16 protein-coding genes are annotated in these 14401 nt (G+C 69.5%); 14 read left to right on the top strand and 2 right to left on the bottom strand.

Features of this window, described 5'->3' with window-relative positions; all coding sequences use genetic code 11:
• Nucleotides 1-43 precede the first annotated feature (43 nt).
• The gene (locus AC1D29_RS22845; RefSeq protein ID WP_477901761.1) at nucleotides 44-769 is read left to right on the top strand and encodes a hypothetical protein; all 726 of its coding nucleotides are present in this window, start codon (nucleotides 44-46) and stop codon (nucleotides 767-769) included.
• On the opposite strand, the gene sctR is transcribed toward AC1D29_RS22845, so the two are convergent.
• Both sctR and sctQ read right to left on the bottom strand, forming a co-directional pair.
• The gene (gene sctR / locus AC1D29_RS22840; RefSeq protein ID WP_477902251.1) at nucleotides 760-1416 is read right to left on the bottom strand and encodes a type III secretion system export apparatus subunit SctR; all 657 of its coding nucleotides are present in this window, start codon (nucleotides 1414-1416) and stop codon (nucleotides 760-762) included. The two genes, AC1D29_RS22845 and sctR, sit on opposite strands and share 10 nt — an antisense overlap.
• A gap of 8 nt (nucleotides 1417-1424) precedes the next feature.
• Nucleotides 1425-2489: a type III secretion system cytoplasmic ring protein SctQ gene (gene sctQ, locus AC1D29_RS22835; RefSeq protein WP_477901759.1), complete on the bottom strand. Its 1065-nt coding sequence runs from the start codon at nucleotides 2487-2489 to the stop codon at nucleotides 1425-1427.
• Between the two features lie 142 nt (nucleotides 2490-2631).
• Here sctQ and sctV point away from each other — a divergent pair, with 142 nt between their 5' ends.
• From sctV to AC1D29_RS22770, 13 genes are all read left to right on the top strand, one after another.
• On the top strand, nucleotides 2632-4740 hold the full coding sequence (sctV, locus tag AC1D29_RS22830; protein ID WP_477901757.1) for a type III secretion system export apparatus subunit SctV: 2109 nt from the start codon (nucleotides 2632-2634) through the stop codon (nucleotides 4738-4740).
• Nucleotides 4737-5003 carry a type III secretion system export apparatus subunit SctS gene (sctS, locus tag AC1D29_RS22825; RefSeq protein WP_477901755.1) on the top strand — a complete coding sequence of 89 codons (267 nt, stop codon included), beginning with the start codon at nucleotides 4737-4739 and terminating at the stop codon, nucleotides 5001-5003. Before sctV ends, sctS begins: the two co-directional genes overlap by 4 nt.
• Before the next feature lie 50 nt (nucleotides 5004-5053).
• Nucleotides 5054-6730, top strand: coding sequence for a type III secretion system outer membrane ring subunit SctC (sctC, locus tag AC1D29_RS22820; RefSeq protein WP_477901753.1), 1677 nt, complete (start codon nucleotides 5054-5056; stop codon nucleotides 6728-6730).
• Nucleotides 6727-7866 carry an FHA domain-containing protein gene (locus AC1D29_RS22815; protein ID WP_477901751.1) on the top strand — a complete coding sequence of 380 codons (1140 nt, stop codon included), beginning with the start codon at nucleotides 6727-6729 and terminating at the stop codon, nucleotides 7864-7866. Before sctC ends, AC1D29_RS22815 begins: the two co-directional genes overlap by 4 nt.
• Nucleotides 7867-7977: 111 nt before the next feature.
• Nucleotides 7978-8172 carry a hypothetical protein gene (locus AC1D29_RS22810; RefSeq protein ID WP_477901749.1) on the top strand — a complete coding sequence of 65 codons (195 nt, stop codon included), beginning with the start codon at nucleotides 7978-7980 and terminating at the stop codon, nucleotides 8170-8172.
• A gap of 72 nt (nucleotides 8173-8244) precedes the next feature.
• Nucleotides 8245-8634 carry a hypothetical protein gene (locus AC1D29_RS22805; RefSeq protein ID WP_477901747.1) on the top strand — a complete coding sequence of 130 codons (390 nt, stop codon included), beginning with the start codon at nucleotides 8245-8247 and terminating at the stop codon, nucleotides 8632-8634.
• Nucleotides 8627-9400 carry a type III secretion system inner membrane ring lipoprotein SctJ gene (gene sctJ / locus AC1D29_RS22800; protein ID WP_477901745.1) on the top strand — a complete coding sequence of 258 codons (774 nt, stop codon included), beginning with the start codon at nucleotides 8627-8629 and terminating at the stop codon, nucleotides 9398-9400. Before AC1D29_RS22805 ends, sctJ begins: the two co-directional genes overlap by 8 nt.
• Complete coding sequence (locus tag AC1D29_RS22795; RefSeq protein ID WP_477901743.1) at nucleotides 9400-10101, top strand: type III secretion system protein; 702 nt, start codon at nucleotides 9400-9402, stop codon at nucleotides 10099-10101. Before sctJ ends, AC1D29_RS22795 begins: the two co-directional genes overlap by 1 nt.
• A complete protein-coding gene (sctL, locus tag AC1D29_RS22790) occupies nucleotides 10083-10718 on the top strand; it encodes a type III secretion system stator protein SctL (protein ID WP_477901741.1) in 636 nt (211 codons plus the stop codon). The genes AC1D29_RS22795 and sctL overlap by 19 nt, the downstream gene beginning before the upstream one ends.
• The gene (gene sctN, locus AC1D29_RS22785; RefSeq protein ID WP_477901739.1) at nucleotides 10718-12046 is read left to right on the top strand and encodes a type III secretion system ATPase SctN; all 1329 of its coding nucleotides are present in this window, start codon (nucleotides 10718-10720) and stop codon (nucleotides 12044-12046) included. Before sctL ends, sctN begins: the two co-directional genes overlap by 1 nt.
• 1 nt (nucleotide 12047) lies before the next feature.
• A complete protein-coding gene (locus AC1D29_RS22780; protein WP_477901737.1) occupies nucleotides 12048-12533 on the top strand; it encodes a serine kinase in 486 nt (161 codons plus the stop codon).
• Entirely contained in the window at nucleotides 12533-13321 is a 789-nt protein-coding gene (sctT, locus tag AC1D29_RS22775) for a type III secretion system export apparatus subunit SctT (protein WP_477901735.1), read from the top strand. Before AC1D29_RS22780 ends, sctT begins: the two co-directional genes overlap by 1 nt.
• 9 nt (nucleotides 13322-13330) lie before the next feature.
• On the top strand, nucleotides 13331-14362 hold the full coding sequence (locus tag AC1D29_RS22770) for an EscU/YscU/HrcU family type III secretion system export apparatus switch protein (RefSeq protein WP_477901733.1): 1032 nt from the start codon (nucleotides 13331-13333) through the stop codon (nucleotides 14360-14362).
• The last annotated feature ends 39 nt before the right edge of the window (nucleotides 14363-14401 follow it).

Genomic DNA, 14401 nt, shown 5'->3' with positions numbered 1-14401 from the left:
AGAACCATGTAGATTGGCCAGTCCAACCGCCGTCGCCGCCCAAATGAACCGCCTTCAAGCCGAGCTCCATCGCCTGTTCCTGCTGTCCTCTGATGATCAGCGTGCAGACATGCCCGGCATGGCCAGGGGGATGGTCATGGAGCTCGCCGGTCCTGCAGATTGGGAGGAGCTGTCAAAGGTGTGGCACGGCGTGCAAGAGGAGCTTCGGCTGCCCGCACCGGCCATCGCTGTGTCGGGCAGCGACGGTCTGCAGCTGTGGTTCTCCCTGCAGTCGCCGGTCAATGCCGCGCGGGCAGCCGACTTCCTGTCGCGCCTGTGCGCACGCTATCTCCCGGGCGTTGCACAGGGTCGGGTGAGGCTGCAGCCGTGGAGCGGCGACGAGTGCCGGTCGGTCCCGCCCGTCCCCGCGCAATTCGGGACAACCGGCAACTGGTCGGCCTTCATCGCACCCGACCTCGCGCCGATCTTCTCGGACACGCCTTGGCTGGACGTCGAGCCCGGGGTCGACGGGCAGGCGGACCTGCTGGCGCGGGTGGAGCCCATGGGTCAGGCGGCCTTCGACGCCGCGATGCAGCGCCTCCCGCCGGTTGCGTTCAAGGCGACTGCCCCGCCGGCGTGGTCGGAAACGGGTGGGAGCCCACCGCGCGGCGAGCCGGCCGAAAGCGCATCGGACGTCGACCCGAGGCGCTTCCTGCAGCAGGTGCTGAACGACGAGACCGCAGCGCTGGCACTGCGAATCGAAGCAGCGAAGGCGCTTCTCTACCGGTAAGACAGCACCAACCCGTGAATCAAGCGGGCCCAGCCGTCCAGCATGACGAACAGCAGCAGCTTGAACGGCAGCGAAATGGTGGTCGGCGAGATCATCGACATGCCCAGCGCCAGCAGCACCGTGGCCACGATCAGGTCGACGACAACGAACACCAGGTAGAGCACGAAGCCGATCTGGAATGCCCGCGTCAGCTCGCTGAGCGTGAAGCTGGGCACCATCACGAGAAGGTCGTCGGCATGCAGCTTCTCGGCCTGCTCCTTGGGCCAGATGGCGGCGGCCGACTTCAGGAAGAACTGGCGTTCGCGCTCTTGCGTGTGCTTTTGCAGAAACGCCTTCAGCGGCGCCTTGCCGGCGTCCAGCACTGCCACGACGTCGTTCCAGCCCTCGCTCTTCCCGCCGAACTGGCGGTGGCGCAGTGCATCGGCCACTTCCATGCCGACCGGCGCCATGATGTAGACCGACAGGATGATCGCGAGACCGTTGAGCACCATGTTCGGCGGCGTCTGCTGCAGCCCGAGCGCCGTGCGCAGCAAGCCAAAGACGATGACCAGCTTGGTGTAGCTGGTCACCATCATCGCGACGAAAGGCGCCACCCCGAACGCGAGAATCAGCGCCACGAGCGTCATGGGCTCGGGCATGCCGTTCATGTTCATCGTCAGCTCTTCAGCTCGGTCGGCGCGAACTCCGAGACGCGCACGCCCAGGCGCTCGCCGACCGCCACCAGGAAGCCTTTGCCCAGCACATTGCCGTGCGCCAGGATGCGCACGGGGCTGCGGTTCAGCGGCTGCGTCAGGTCGAACACATGGCCGGGGCCGATGTTTCTCAGGTCGCCGAGCGACAGGGTCAGGTGACCCACCTCGAAGCGCAGCGCCACTTCCAGCGCATCGAGCCGGTCCAGCGGCAGACCCGCCGCGTCGTCGCCCTCGCCGGCGGTGGCAAGCTCATCTCGGTGCATCAAGGTATCTCTCCATTGCGTGACGGTGATGCGCGAACCCTCGGCCCGCGCGATGAGTTGCCGGCCCGCCGGGCCGCCCAGTTCGGCCTGGACGACGAGGCCCGCGCCAGCCGCGGTCCAGCGTTCGACGCTGACGATGTCGCCCGGCCGGATGCTGCGAACCTCGGCGATCGTCAGCACGCTGTCGCCGATGCGAAAGGCGAGTGGCACGCGAAGGCCGTCGAAGCCGGTACCCACGGGGCCGGCTGAAGCCTTGGGCAAGGCCGGCACGAGCTTGTCGAGCGCCGATGGGTCCTGGAACAGCACGAAGCCATGCCACGGCCAGGTTTCGCCGTCTGCGGCGACGGTGAAGCGCGCGGCGGCTTCCAGCGGCGGCAGCAGCTCGGCGTCGTCTGGTTCGCCAGGCGACCATTCGAAATGCAGGCGCAACGCCGCCTCCAGCGCGGCGGCCACGGGCTGCAGCGCATCGGCCAGCAGCACGTAGCGCAACTCGGCCGGCAGCAGCGCATGGCCGCGCTCCTGCAGCAGGGCGGCCTGCGCGGGCGGGTCCAGCGCCAGCCAGCCCGTGTGGGGGCCAAGGCGGAATCGATAACGCGCCAGTTCAGTGAAATCCGGGGCGCCGCCAAAGCGCCACCGCAGGCGGTGCGTCCCGCCTCGCAGCGCGAGATCAACGGGTGGCGCGCGTCGGTTGTAGAGGCGGTTGAGGGCGAGGCAGGCTGGCGCGGGCAGGCGCGTCAACGCGCTCGATTCGCTCAGTTTGATCACGGCGGTAGGCATCAGCACGCGGCGAGCGTAGCCATCCGCGGGGCTTCGAGGAACTACGTGAATCCGTAGCACCGCGCGCTGCGAGCGGCGCTACGGGGACTCGTAGTGGTGCGTCAAAAAGTCACGCCGTAGAGTGCTTCGCATGGCTGAACCTGCACCGAATGCACTGCAACGACACCTGCCCCGGCGCAGTCGTTTGAAGGACCTGATCGCCAACGCGGGCCGCCATAACGACCTGTTGCTGGCCGGCATGCTGGTGGCCATCGTCGCGCTGTTCGTGCTGCCGCTGCCGACGCCGCTGCTGGACTTCCTGATCGCCGCTAACTTGTCCATGAGCCTGACGCTGCTCATTGTGGCCATGTATGTGCCGTCGGCGCTGTCGCTGTCCACCTTCCCGTCGCTGCTGCTGTTCACGACGCTGTTCCGGCTGGCGCTGAACATCGCGTCGACCAAGCTCATCCTGCTGCACGCCAATGCCGGTCACATCATCGACACCTTCGGCAAGCTGATCGTCGGCAACAACGTGGTGGTCGGTGGCGTGGTGTTCCTGATCATCGCGATCGTGCAGTTCATCGTCGTCGCCAAGGGCTCCGAGCGGGTGGCCGAGGTGGCGGCACGCTTCGCGCTGGACGCGATGCCCGGCAAGCAGATGAGCATCGACGCCGACGTGCGCGCCGGTGTGCTGTCGTCGGTGCAGGCGCAAAAGCGCCGCCAGCAGCTGGAGCAGGAATGCTCGCTGCACGGGGCGATGGACGGCGCGATGAAGTTTGTGAAGGGCGACGCCATCGCCGGCATCGTCATCGCGCTGGTCAACATCCTCGCCGGCCTGGCCATCGGCACGCTGATGCACGACATGACCATCGGCGGCGCGCTGCAGCGCTACGCCATCCTCACCGTCGGCGACGGCATGGTGTCGCAGATCCCGTCGCTGCTGGTGTCCATCGCCTCCGGCGTGGTCATCACCCGCGTTTCGGCGGACGGCGAGCCGCACGAGGGTCAACTGGCCAGCCAGATCAGCCGCCAGTTGACGGCGCATCCCCGCGCGCTGGTGATCGCCGGCCTGGCCACCGCCAGCTTCCTGCTGGTGCCCGGGTTTCCGAAGTGGGTCTTCGGCACGCTCGCGCTGGTGGTGCTGGGGGCCGGGCTGCTGACGCGCCGGCTGCTGGACAGCCGCCGCACGCCGGCCTGGATGTCCTACGCCGACATGGGCGATGACGAGGTGGTGCAGGGCGCCATCGCCGCACCGCTGGAGTTGCGCCTGTCCACGGGCCTGCGCGGCCGCCTGGACCGCCCCGTGCTGGACCAGCGCATGGCCGCCGCCAAGGCGCGCGTCGAGAGTGACCTGGGGCCCGTGTTCCCGCGCGTGCAGGTCGGCTGGGCCGATGGCCTGGCCGAGAACCAGTACCAGGTGCTGGTGCAGGACGTCGTGGTCTCGCAGGGCTTGCTGCGGCCCGGCTGGTGGCTGCTCGATGCGGCCGAGGCCGTCGCGCCGCCTGCGGGCGCCGAGGTGGTGGAGCCTTTCGGCCCCTTCGCCCGTGTCGTGTGGGTCGATGCGCCGCCGGCGGCCAGCCGCGCCTGGAACTGTGAGGACGTGCTCAGCCTGCATGTGGACCACACGGTGCGCCGCCACATCGCGCAGTTGATTGGCCTGCAGGAGGTGCAGCGGCTGCTGCATGCCGCGCAGCGCGAGGTGCCCGAACTGGCCGCGGAGGTGGCCCGCGCCGTCCCGCTGCAACGCCTGGCCGAGGTGCTGCGCCGACTGCTGCAGGAGAACGTGCCCATCCGCAACCTGCATGCCATCTTCGAGAGCCTGGCGATCTGGGCGCCCACCGAGGCCGACGTCGTGGCGCTGACGGAGCTGGTGCGCATCGATCTCGGCCGCTTCATCACCAGCCGCCACGTGGGCGCGCGGCGCGAGCTGCACGCCATCCTCTTCGAGTCCAGCCTGATCGACCGCGTGCAGGCGTCCATCGAACGCTCGCCGCGCGGCAACCTGCTGCTGCTCGACCCCGCGGTGGCGCAGGACGTGCGCGAGCAGGTGCGCCGCATCCTGGGTGGCGCGCAGCAGCGCGTGGTGGCCATCGTGTCGTCGGACACGCGGCGCTACATCAAGACGCTGCTCGAGCCGGTGGCGCCGCATCTGCCGGTGCTGTCGTACCAGGAGGTCGACGAGGACGTCGCCCTGCAGCCGGTCGGCTGGGTCACCAACCCTCAGCCCCAGGCCTTGCCACCCATCGCCGAGGCCGCATGACCCCTCAGAACATCCTCGACATCACGCGCGAAGGACTGTTGATCGTGCTGATGGTGTCTTTGCCCATGGTGCTCGTCTCCACGCTGACCTCGCTGATCGTGGCGGTGCTGCAGGCGGTCACGCAGATCCAGGACCAGAGCATCGGCCAGTCGGTGCGGCTGATCGTGGTGCTGATCGCCGTCGTGGCCACCGCCGGCTGGCTGGGCCGCGACGTGCTGCGCTTCGCTGAGCGCGCTTTCCAAACCCTGGCTTCGCTGACCTGATGCTGCTGCGCTCTCTTCACGTTCTGCGGTGCTGCCTTGTCGGCGCGTTGGTGGCATGGCTGGCCGGTTCAGCCGTGGCGGCCGACCTGCCGCGCAATGGCCGGCCCTTCCGCATGGAGGCCAACGAGAAGCCGGTGGGCGACTTCCTGCGCGAGCTCGCCGCGTCGCAGGGCGTCACCGCGGTGATCGACGGCAAGGTCAGCGGCACCATCAGCGGCCGCTTCGCGATCACCGGCAGCCAGCCCGGTGCGGTGCAGATGGTGCTGAGCAACATCTGCGCGTCCAACGGGCTGACCTGGTATTACGACGGCGCCTTCCTTTTCGTCGACCCGGCGGCCGACACGCGCAGCGAGGTGTTCGCCATCTCCGGCAAGAACGCGCAGCGCATTGCCGACACGCTCACCCGGCTCAGGATTGCCGACGCCCGTTATCCGCTGCAGGTCAGCGAGTCGGACGGCAACGTCTACGCGTCGGGCCCGAAGCGCTATGTGGAGCTGGTCCGCCAGACCGTGCGGCTGATCGACCAGCGCGCGGCGCGCAGCGACAGCGCCGAGGTGCAGGTGTTCCCGCTGAAGTACGCGTGGGCCGCCGATTTCAAGATCAACCGGGCCGGCAAGCAGGTGTCCATCCCCGGCGTCGCGACGGTGCTGCGCAACCTCTATGGCCGCACCGGCGCGGCGCGGGCGGCGGCGCCGTCGGCCGTGACCGGGTCGGTGCGGCGCACCAAGCTCGGCGTCAGCGACGGCGCCGGCATCGCCAAGCTGTCCAGTGAGGGCAGCGCAGCCGAGGACGACGTTGACGGCGGTGGCGCGGAGTTCTCCGGTGGTGAGCTGCCGCAGTTCCAGCCCGATACGCGGCTCAATGCGGTGCTGGTGCGCGACACGCCCGAGCGCATGGCGCGCTACGAAAAGCTGATCCAGACGATGGACGTGCGGCCGCGCCTGATCGAGATCGAGGTCACGATCATGGATATCAGCACCAACACGCTGGACAGCCTGGGCGTGGACTGGCGGCTGCATGCCCGCCACGGCGACCTGCAGATCGGCCGCGGCAACCTGCCGCCGCTGACCTTTGGCAACGCCAACTCCGAGGCCGGCCAGGTTGTCTCCGTCAACGGGCAGGGCAACGCCAGCACGCCGCTGGGCGCGCTGTTCACGGCCTCCATCGGCAACGACCTGCGCAACTACCTGCTGACCCGCGTCAGCGCGCTGGCCCAGAAGGGCAACGCCAACTTCATCGCCCGGCCCAAGGTGCTGACGCTGGACAACAACGAGGCGGTCCTGGAGAACCTGAGCGAGTTCTACGTGAGGGTCGACGGCTTCCAGGATTCCAGCCTGTACAGCGTCACGGCCGGCACCGCCGTGCGCGTCACGCCCTTGATCGTCGACGACAAGGAAGGCCGCGGCGTGCTGATGTCCATCGACATCGAGGACGGTGACCTGAGCAGCAACACCGTCGACCGCATCCCTGTCGTGCGGCGGCGCACCGTCAACACGCAGGCGCTGGTGGACGAGGGCGCGAGCCTGCTCATCGCCGGCTACACCTCCGAAGAGAAGGCCAACGCGACGTCGGGCGTGCCGCTGCTGTCCAGCATCCCGGTGCTCGGCAAGCTGTTCCAGTACAGCGAGAAGAAGCAGAACAACATGGAGCGCTTCTACCTGCTGACGCCGCGGCTCGTCACGCCGGGAACCAAGCCGCTCCCGGTTCAGCAGGAGCCCACCCAATGAACGCGCGGGCTCACACCGCGGCCACTGCGCCGGCCACCGCGCCGGGGTGGTGCCTGCGCTTCCTCAGTGGCGCGGTCAAGGGGCGCACCATTGCGCTCAAGCCGGGCGTCAACACGCTGGGCGCGTCGGGCGAGTGCGAAGTCATGCTGCCCGGCGGTGACGTGCTGCCGCGCCACCTGGTGTTCACGGTGGGTGAACTGGCGATGTCGCTGCAGAAGGTCGGCGCCGCCTCCGTGCGGCTCAACGGCCAGGAAGTGCAGGCGCAGCGCAAGGGCGTGGTGGCCGGTGACATCGTGTCGGTGGGCAGCATCGACTTCCAGATCGACCGCATCTACCCCGCGCCCGAGCACGACGACCCGGCGTCCGAGTGGGCGGAAAGCATCATGCCGGGCGACACGCCGCCCGCCGCACTGCTGCAGGCGCCCGCGCGCCGTGGCTCGCCGTGGCTGAGCGTGGCGGTCGTGCTGCTTGCCGTCGGTGGTGCGGCCGGCGTGCTGGCGTGGGCCGGCAGCGCGGGCAACTCGGCACGCGCCGCCACCGTCGATCTGGCCGAGGTGGAGAAGGCCCTGAAGCCTTTCCCCGAGGTGGAGGTGGTGGCGGTGGCCGGTGGCCGTTTCAACGTGCGCGGCTACGTCGAATCGCGCCAACGCAAGCAGGCGCTGGCCCAGGCCATGGCGCCCTTCGGCCGGCAGGTCAGCACGAGCGTGCATGCGGCGGAGGACATCGTCGAGCAGGCGCGCCGCTATGTGAGCGACCCCGGCATCTCGATGACCTACGCCGGCCAGGGCCGGCTGGTGGTGGCCGGCGCCGCCGAGGACGACTCGGTGCGCCAGAAGATCCGCCGCCTTGCCGACGACCTGCACCCGGCGGTGCTGGTGTCCGACCAGGTGCAGGTGCGGCCCAGGCCTCAGGCCGACCGTGCCGCTGAGCAGCAGCGCGCGCAGTGGGAGGCCTGGCAGGGCGTGCTGCCGTCGCGCATGGTGAGCATCACGCAGGACGCCAACGGCATGAGCTACATCCAGCTCGCCAATGGCAGCCGCTACTACGAGGGGGCGGTGCTCAAGTCGGGCGCCGAACTCAAGCGCATCGAGGCCGACGGTCTGGTGGTGTCACCAGGCAAGGAAGGGCCGCGATGAGCGCCACAGGATTTCGCACCGCAGGCCTGGCCTTCGTGCGGAATGTCTCCGTCCACCCGGGTGGGGGCGATTTTTGTCATGTCATCAACTTTTGACGTTAGGAGTCAAGCAATGGCCGTTTCCCCACCCGAGTCCGGACTGGACAGCAAGGCAATCCTGGAACAGAACAAGCAGCTGACCATCTTCAGCACCGTGACGTCGCAAAGCGCCCAACGCACCGCGGCCATCACGTCGGCCAACGCGCAGCAGACCAACACGGTCCTGCAGGCGGCCAGCGACGTTCGCCAGCAGTCGCAGAAGGTCTGACCTTCCCGCGTCTCGCCGCCCCGGTGCCGGGGCGGCATTTCGGTTCATCCCTCCAACCCCAGCGAGGTCATCATGGTCCAACCCGTTGATGCCGCAGCCGTTGCGGTCCAGGCCACCGCCACGGCGCCGGCCGCGATCGATCCGGCCGAGGCGAAGCAGTTCGCCGGCTACATGGTCCGCCCATCGGCCAGCGACACCGGCTCGCTGCAGTCGCTGTCCAGCGTCGCCGACCAGTTCTTCGGCCAGCGACCCGGGGCCAGCGAATTGATGGCCCACCGCATGGTGCCGGCGGCCGACCTGGGCGACCCGCAGACCGCCGCCGTCGAGTTCGGCCGCGCGCAGATGGAGATCGTCAAGTTCAGCAACGACTCGATGACCTACTTCAGCAAGATGCACATGTGCAGCGCGCTCGCCAGCGCCTGCAGCAACCAGTTCAACTCGCTGTTGAAGAACAATGGCTAGGCAGCTGCGCATCACCGCGGCCCTGGCCCTGTGCCTGGCGCTGACCGCCTGCAAGGTCGACCTGTATTCCAGCCTCACCGAGCGTGAGGCCAACGAGATGCTGGCCGCGCTGACCTCGGAGAGCATCCCTGCCGAGAAGGCGCCTGCCGAGGGCGGCCTCTGGCAGCTCAAGGTCGAGGAAAGCCGGCTGCCCGCGGCGCTCGACGTGCTGCGCTCGCAAGGCTTGCCGCATGACCGCTACGCCAGCATGGGCGACGTCTTCCAGAAGCAGGGCCTGGTGTCCACGCCGTCGGAAGAGCGCATGCGCTACATCTATGCGGTGTCACAGGAGCTGTCGCAGACGCTGCGCACCATCGACGGCGTGGTGGCCGCACGCGTGCACGTGGTGATCCCGGCCAACGACCCGCTGAGCGACAAGATGAAGCCGTCGTCGGCGGCGGTGTTCATCAAGTACCGGCCCGACGTGGACCTGCGTCTGCTGGCGCCAACCGTCAAGGACATGGTGGCGCACAGCATCGAGGGCCTGTCGCATGACCAGGTCTCGCTGTCGCTGGTGGAAGCGCGGCGCCCCGGCGGCGCAGCGCAGGCCGCCAACGACCCGCCGCCGCGCTATGACGTCGGCGGCCTGCAGCTCGACCGCACGACGATCGCGCTCGCCGTGCTGCTCGTGGCCGCATTGGCTTGCGTGGTCGCGCTGCCCGGGCTGTTGCGCCGCCAGGGTGTCGACTGGCGCACCTGGGCGCGGCGCCAACTGATGCGACGCTGATGCGAACCGTGCAGCCCACCGTCGACCTCGTGCCGCCCGCGGCCGAGCATGGCCCGCTCGACATGCTGCGGCTGGCGCTGCGCCAGGGTCTGCACCCGCAAGACGAGTTGCACCCCAGCTGGCTGCCGCCCGACTGGCCGGTTCGCCACCGCACGATCGCACGCCTCGGGCCTGCAGGCCGTGCGGTGCTGGGCCAGGTGCTGCGCGCCCGCGGCCTCGCCGACGAGGCTCCGGACCTGCAGTTCGATTCGCAGCTCAAGCGCCTGGACCTGATGGACGCCGCCTCGCTGCGGCTGCTGGCCATTTACTGCGGCATGGCCGCGCACAAGCCGCTGTTCGGCGTGCGCGGTGGCCTGGGTGGTCAGGTGCGGCGGCAGGCGCGGCGCATTGCCGACGATGCGGTCGATTTCGTGCTCGACCGCGTGCCGCAGCTCACGCACATCCGGGTCGACACCGAGCGGCTGCAGCAGCACCCGCATGCGGCCGGCCACGTGATGGTGCAGCGCGGCTACCGGCTTCTCGCCGGTGCGGTGCTGCCCGAGGGGCCGGCGGTGCTGCAGCGCATCCGGCGCAAGTTGCCGCAGCGCGTGAGCCTTTTGCGCGTGCCGCCGCTGCAGCCGCGCCAGCTCGAACAACTCAGGGAGCTGATGCTGCTGTGCATCGTTCCGGAAAGACTGCCGCAATGGGACTGGCTTTTCTGATCACGACCGAGAACCTGCAGCTGCTCAGCGAGCGCAAGGTGCTGAAGGAGGCCGAGTACGCCGCGCTGCTGGACGCGTCGGCCGTGGTGGAGGCCGCGCGGCAGGAGGCGCGCCGCATCGAGCAGCAGGCCCAGCGCCAGGCCGAAGACAGCCGCCGCCAAGGCCATGAGCAAGGGCTGGAGGCCGCCCGGGCCGAGTATGCGCAGCAGCTGGTGGGCGACGCGCTGGCCGCGCAGCGCCAGTTGCAGGCGCTGCGCGCGGCGATGGCGCAGATCGTCGCGCAGGCCGTGCGGCAGTTCCTCGCCGAGGCCGACCCGGCGGCGCTGCTGGAGACCGCGCTGCGCCGCGTGGACACGCTGGTGCGCCATGAGCCCTTCGTCACGCTGCGCGTGGCGCCACCACATGAGGCCCATGTGCGCACCGCGCTGCGCCAGATTGCCGGCGAGCTGCCCTGGGCCCAGGCGCTGGCCGTGGTGGCCGACCCGGCCCTGCCGGCGCAGGCCTGCGTGCTGCAGACGCCCTCGGGCACGCTGCAGATCGGCGTCGATGCGCAACTGGACGCCTTCCGCGCCGCAGTGGAGCGCAGCGGGCTGCTGCCGGAAGTGGAGCAGGGCTGATGGACGACCTGGCCACGCAAAGCCTCGTCGACGACCTGTCGCGCGCCTTCGGCCATCTGCCCACCGTCGGCGTGCGTGGCCGCGTCAGCAAGGCGGTGGGCATGCTGATCGACGCCACCGGCATCCAGGCCCATGTCGGTGAGCTCTGCGAGCTGCGCACGCCGGGCGAGCCGCCGCTGCTGGCGGAGGTGGTGGGCTTTCAGAAGCAGGTGGCCATCCTGACGCCGCTGGGGCCGACCACCGGCATCTCCGCGCTGACGGAGGTGGTGCCGTCCGGCCGCGGCCACGTGTGTCCCGTCGGGCCAGGGCTGCTGGGCCGGGTGCTCGACGCGATGGGCGAGCCCATGGACGGCAAAGGTTCGCTGAAGGCATTGGCGCGCATGCCGGTGCAGCGCCAGCCGGTGAGCCCGCTGGCGCGCCGCATGGTGGCGCAGCCGCTGGTCACCGGCATCCGCGCGATCGACGGCCTGCTGACGCTCGGCGAAGGGCAGCGCGTGGGCGTGTTCTCACCGCCCGGCGTGGGCAAGAGCACGCTGCTGGGCATGCTGGCGCGGGGCTCCACGGCCGACGTGAACGTGGTGGCGCTGATCGGCGAGCGCGGCCGGGAGGTGAAGGAGTTCATCGAGAACAGCCTGGGCGCCGAGGGCATGGCGCGCACGGTGATGGTGGTGTCCACCTCCGACCGGCCGCCGATGGAGCGCATCAAGTCGGCCTATGTCGCCACGACCATCGCCGAGCACTTCCGCGACCAGGGGCAGAAGGTGCTGCTGCTGGTGGACTCGCTGACGCGCTTTGCGCGTGCCCAGCGCGAGATCGGCCTGGCCAGCGGCGAGCCGCCGACGCGGCGCAGCTATCCGCCGTCGATCTTTTCGATGCTGCCGCAGCTGCTGGAGCGCGCAGGGCAGGGCGAGCGCGGCTCCATCACCGCCGTGTACTCGGTGCTGACCGAGGGGGAGGACGACAGCGACCCCATCGCCGAGGAGGTGCGCTCCATCCTGGATGGCCACATCGTGCTGTCGCGCAAGCTCGCCGCGGCCAACCACTACCCCGCCATCGACGTGCTGGCCAGCGTGAGCCGCGTGATGTCGGCCGTGGCGGCACCCGAGCATGCGCAGGCGGCCGGGCGCCTGCGCTCCCTGATGGCCAAGTACCAGGAGCTGGAGCTGCTGATCCAGATCGGCGAGTACCGCCGTGGCGCTGACACGCTGGCCGACCAGGCGGTGCAGCGCCGCCCGGCGACGCAGCAATTCCTCGCGCAGAAACCCGGCGAGCGACAAGACCTGGAGCAGACGCTGGCGGCGCTGCGGCGGCTCGCCGAAGGCGTGTGACATGGCGATCGCCTGGAAGCTGCTGGCCGACGTGCGCGAGCGCCACCAGCGCGGCGCGCTGCAGGCGGTCGGGCGCGACCAGCGCGCGTTGCAGGCCTGCGAGGCGAGGGCGCACGAGGCCGAGCAGCAGTGGCGGCAGCAGCACCAGGCCAAGGCGCAGCACTGGCAGACCACCGTGGCGGCGGTGGGTGAGGGCGCGTGCAGCGTCGCGCAGATGCGCCAGGCGGGTGCCTGGAGCCACGCGCTCGATGCGCGCATCGTGGCGGCCGGCGAGGCCGTGGCGCAGGCGCAGGCCGTGGTGGCGCATGCCGAAGAGCAGCTCGACGCGAGCCGGGGGCAGCTGCGCCGCATCAGCGGGGAGCTTGAGAAGGCCAGGCAGATGCAGCAACGCGCCCAGGCCGAGCAGCGGGCGCAGCAGGAGCACCGGCAGGACGAGGCGACCGAGGAAGCCTCGGTGCAGCTGTGGTCGGCGGCGAGGCGGGCTTGATGGACGAGTCCGTCTTCACCCATCCCGAGCAGTTGCTCGCATCCATCGCGCTAACGATGCCGCGGCTCTTCGCCGTGTTCGCCGTCACGCCGTTTCTGTCGCCGCACGTCATCACCGGCATGTCGCGCAACTCGCTGATGCTGATGCTGGCGCTGTTCATGTCGCCGCTGGCGGGCGACATGCCGTCGCTGTCGGTGACGATGTGGGTCGCCATCGCCGCCAAGGAGGCGCTGATCGGCGTGATGCTGGGCCTGGGCTTCGGCATCTTCTTCTGGGCGATCCAGAGCGTGGGTGACCTGATCGACTTCCAGACCGGCACGGGCAACGCTGCCTTCTTCGACCCCGTGGCCGGGCATGACAACGGCCCCACCGGCGAATTCCTCGGCTGGGTCGTCATCAACCTCTTCGTGTCGGCGGGCGGCATGCTGGCGCTGGTGGGCGCGGTGGTGGACTCCTACCGGCTGTGGCCGGTGGCCGACTTCTTCCCCGATCTGGCCGGCGTCATCGAGGCCTTCGCCATCCGCCAGGGCGACACGCTCTTCACGTGGATCGTCAAGCTGGCTGCGCCGGTGATCCTGGTGCTGATGCTGGTGGAGCTGGGCGTCGGGCTGCTGCAGCGCGTCGCGCCGCAGTTGAACGTGTTCCAGAGCACGCAGCCGCTGAAAAGCCTGCTGGCCGCGCTGATGATGATGCTGTTCATGTACGTGCTGTGGGATTCGCTGCAGCAGTTCCTGCGGCCCGACAACGGCGTGCTGGAGTTCCTGCGCTCGGCCATGCGGCCAAGGTGAGGCCCCGCAATGGCTGAGAAGGACCAGGCCCCGACCCCGAAGCGCCTGCGCGACGCGCGTACGCGGGGCGAGGTGGTGTTCAGCCACGACGTGGCATCCAGCGTCGTGTTCCTGCTGGTCGTGCTGGCGCTGTGGCTGGCCGGCGCCACGATCTTTGGCATGTGGCGCGAGCTTTGGCTGCACGCCACCAGCGCGCGCCTGTTCGTCGCACCGGATGAGGGCATGCACGCGCTGCTGCTGCACGCCACGCGCGTGCTGGTGATCACGACGCTGGGCATGGCAGCCGTGGCGACGGTGGGCGGTTTGGTCGGCTCGTTCGCGCAGGTGGGCGGGCTGTTGGCGTGGGAGCGCCTCAAACCCGACGTGAACCGGCTCAACCCGGCGCAAGGTTTCCAGAAGATCTTCTCGACGCGCAACCTGGTCAACCTGTTGAAGATGGGGGTCAAGACCGCACTGCTCGCGTCGGTGATGTGGCTGGTGATCCGCGGCTGCCTCGATACCGCGCTGAAACTCGGCTACGCAACGCCGTCGGCCGCCTTGAGCGTCGGCGCCAGCCTGGTGCTGCAGAGCTTTGCCTGGGCGGGCCTCGTGTACGCGCTGATGGCGGGCGTGGACTATGCGCACACGCGCTACGAGTTCATCAAGGGCCTGCGCATGTCCATCGACGAGGTGCGCCGCGAGCACAAGGACGCCGAGGGTGACCCGCTCAATCGCTCGCGGCGCCGCAACGCGCATTTCGAGGCCGTGTACGCAAGCCTGGCGGACCGTGTGCGCATGGCCTCGGCCGTTATCCATTCGCAGCGCGTGGCGGTGGCGCTGCAATACCTCGGCGAGCACGACCTGCCCCGCGTGCTGGCCCGCGGCGAGGCCGAGATGGCCGCGCAGATCCGCCGCGTGGCGGGCGAGTTGCTGGTGCCAATGGCCTTCGACCCCGCGCTGGCCGAGCGCCTGTACGACGAGGTGCCGCAGGACCGCCCGATCCCGCGCTCGCTGTATGCGCCGGTGGCCCGGCTGCTGCAGTGGGCCCACGGTGATAGCTGAGCTTCTACGTGGGTTCGTAGTTGCGATGCCGACACCCCT

Source organism: Roseateles sp. P1_C6 (assembly GCF_056406315.1).
This window is presented reverse-complemented; position numbering and strand designations above follow the sequence as displayed.

Bases quoted from the DNA above. Each gene is read 5' to 3' on its own strand.
- AC1D29_RS22770 (WP_477901733.1), top strand. From the start codon at position 13,331: ATGGCTGAGAAGGACCAGGCCCCGACCCCGAAGCGCCTGCGCGACGCG.
- AC1D29_RS22810 (WP_477901749.1), top strand. From the start codon at position 7,978: ATGGCCGTTTCCCCACCCGAGTCCGGACTGGACAGCAAGGCAATCCTG.
- AC1D29_RS22780 (WP_477901737.1), top strand. From the start codon at position 12,048: ATGGCGATCGCCTGGAAGCTGCTGGCCGACGTGCGCGAGCGCCACCAG.
- sctR (WP_477902251.1), bottom strand. From the start codon at position 1,416: ATGAACGGCATGCCCGAGCCCATGACGCTCGTGGCGCTGATTCTCGCG.
- sctN (WP_477901739.1), top strand. From the start codon at position 10,718: ATGGACGACCTGGCCACGCAAAGCCTCGTCGACGACCTGTCGCGCGCC.
- sctS (WP_477901755.1), top strand. From the start codon at position 4,737: ATGACCCCTCAGAACATCCTCGACATCACGCGCGAAGGACTGTTGATC.
- AC1D29_RS22795 (WP_477901743.1), top strand. From the start codon at position 9,400: ATGCGAACCGTGCAGCCCACCGTCGACCTCGTGCCGCCCGCGGCCGAG.
- sctL (WP_477901741.1), top strand. From the start codon at position 10,083: ATGGGACTGGCTTTTCTGATCACGACCGAGAACCTGCAGCTGCTCAGC.
- sctJ (WP_477901745.1), top strand. From the start codon at position 8,627: ATGGCTAGGCAGCTGCGCATCACCGCGGCCCTGGCCCTGTGCCTGGCG.
- AC1D29_RS22815 (WP_477901751.1), top strand. From the start codon at position 6,727: ATGAACGCGCGGGCTCACACCGCGGCCACTGCGCCGGCCACCGCGCCG.
- sctT (WP_477901735.1), top strand. From the start codon at position 12,533: ATGGACGAGTCCGTCTTCACCCATCCCGAGCAGTTGCTCGCATCCATC.
- sctV (WP_477901757.1), top strand. From the start codon at position 2,632: ATGGCTGAACCTGCACCGAATGCACTGCAACGACACCTGCCCCGGCGC.
- AC1D29_RS22805 (WP_477901747.1), top strand. From the start codon at position 8,245: ATGGTCCAACCCGTTGATGCCGCAGCCGTTGCGGTCCAGGCCACCGCC.
- AC1D29_RS22845 (WP_477901761.1), top strand. From the start codon at position 44: ATGAACCGCCTTCAAGCCGAGCTCCATCGCCTGTTCCTGCTGTCCTCT.